A 1708-nucleotide genomic window follows, 5' to 3' on the forward strand; every position below is an offset into this window, starting at 1 on the left:
TCCGTACCGGAGGACGACGGCGCGCCGAGGCGGCGACGCGTCCCCGCGTCCTGCAGGGAATCGAGGTCGACGTCCGCGTAGCCGTCCGCGGCAAGCACCGCAATGCCCTGCCTCTTCAGCTCGGCCAGCAGCGTGTCCAGGTCAGCTCCGAGCACCACAGGGAGGTGGAACAGCGATCCGGCGGTGGAGCGGACCGTTTTGGGGTTGTACAAGTCCACGCTGGAGGCGGTGAGCACGACGGCGTCAGCACCGGCTGAATCGGCGGCGCGCAGGATCGTTCCGGCGTTGCCGGGGTCCCTCACCTCGACCATCACGGCGACCAGCCGGGGACCGTCGGCGAGCATCTGCTCGAGAGGAACGTCGATGAACGAACAGACCGCAATCACACCCTGGGGCGTCACGGTGGAGGACATGGCCGCGAGGACCTCATCGGTGACCGGCCGCAGTGCTGGACTCCCCGCGAATTCGGGATGCTTGTCGAGGCAACCCTCGGTGGCGAACAGGTCTTCCACCACGGGAGGTCCTCCTGCAGCGGTCCGCTCTGTGTGCAGCGCCAGGGCCTCACGGACGGCCTGCGGGCCCTCCGCAAGGAATCGGCCCTGCTTCAAACGCGACGGACGCCCCGCAAGGCGCGCAACCTCCTTCACCCGATCGGCTCGGGGGTTGGACATCAGCGCCCGGGGGCGTCCGTCGGTATTCATGGATCTCGAGGCTGCTGCCGGTCGGAACCGGCCGTCGCCCTAAGCCTTCGCCGTGGCCTTCGAGGCGCGGGGTGCCTTGGCGGCCGCGCCCTCGGTGACGATCGGCGCGGAAGTGTCCGCGGGCAGCGCGTTCCGGGCGATCTGCACGAGCGCGGCGAAAGCGGCGCCGTCGGTAACTGCGAGGTCGGCGAGCATACGCCGGTCGACCTGGATCTCGGCGGCCTTCAGGCCCTGGATGAGGCGGTTGTAGGTGAGCCCGTTGGCGCGGGATGCAGCATTGATGCGCTGGATCCACAGGCGGCGGAAGTCGCCCTTGCGCTTGCGGCGGTCGCCGTAGCTGTACACGAACGAGTGCAGCAGCTGCTCTTTCGCCTTACGGTAGAGGCGTGACCGCTGTCCGCGGTAGCCCTTGGCGCGCTCGAGGATAACCCGGCGCTTCTTGTGGGCGTTGACCGCCCTTTTCACACGTGCCACGTGCGTACTCCTTCAGTAGATCTTCCGGCACAGCCCTGACGGCTGCAGCTCCCGCCCGCGCACGGGTACGGAGCTTTTCCGGAGTGGTTGGTTGGGTGTTAGATGCCCAGCATCTTCTTGATGACCTTGGTGTCGGCCTTCGAAACGATCTTGTCGCTGGCCAGTCGGCGCGTCAGCGTGGAGGACTTGTGCTCCAGGTAGTGACGGCGGTTGGCCTGCTGGCGCTTGAGCTTTCCGCTGCCGGTCAGCTTGAAGCGCTTCTTGACGCCACTGTGGGTCTTCATCTTCGGCATGGGAACCGATCTCCTTTTGATAGCCGCGGGTGATTACCTGCGGGCGGCACCCGGGGGCGCCTGCTGTTTTCTTGCGTACCGGGAGTACCGAGAGGTATTGAGCGCCTACTCGGTGCTTCCCGGCTTGGGCCCGCTTGACTCACTCTTGGTCGGAGCCGTCCTGCCGGCAGGTCTTGGGGTCGCCGCCGGCTTGCCGGCCGACCCTGGTTTAGGGGCTGACCCCGGTTTCGGGGCGCCACC

At 67.2% G+C, this 1708-nt stretch carries 4 protein-coding genes; 1 reads left to right on the forward strand and 3 read right to left on the reverse strand.

Annotated elements, in window-relative coordinates; genetic code table 11:
- The 3 genes from Y705_RS17375 to rpmI all read right to left on the reverse strand — a co-directional run.
- A partial coding sequence (locus Y705_RS17375; RefSeq protein ID WP_081737777.1) for a TrmH family RNA methyltransferase occupies window positions 1-701 on the reverse strand: 701 nt, incomplete at its 3' end.
- Window positions 702-740: 39 nt separating this feature from the next.
- Window positions 741-1175 carry a 50S ribosomal protein L20 gene (gene rplT / locus Y705_RS17380; protein WP_049822269.1) on the reverse strand — a complete coding sequence of 145 codons (435 nt, stop codon included), beginning with the start codon at window positions 1173-1175 and terminating at the stop codon, window positions 741-743.
- A 98-nt stretch (window positions 1176-1273) separates the two neighbouring features.
- Entirely contained in the window at window positions 1274-1468 is a 195-nt protein-coding gene (rpmI, locus tag Y705_RS0104365) for a 50S ribosomal protein L35 (RefSeq protein WP_026531962.1), read from the reverse strand.
- Between rpmI and Y705_RS22655 the strand changes: the two genes are divergently transcribed.
- Window positions 1467-1708, forward strand: a 242-nt coding sequence (locus Y705_RS22655; protein WP_216698740.1) for a hypothetical protein, incomplete at its 3' end; no start/stop codon positions are given. The genes rpmI and Y705_RS22655 overlap by 2 nt on opposite strands.

The sequence above is a fragment of the Arthrobacter sp. H41 genome (assembly GCF_000520535.1).
Lineage (GTDB): Bacteria > Actinomycetota > Actinomycetes > Actinomycetales > Micrococcaceae > Arthrobacter_D.

Coding starts and splice junctions, on each gene's coding strand:
- rpmI (WP_026531962.1), bottom strand. CDS start 1,468: ATGCCGAAGATGAAGACCCACAGTGGCGTCAAGAAGCGCTTCAAGCTG.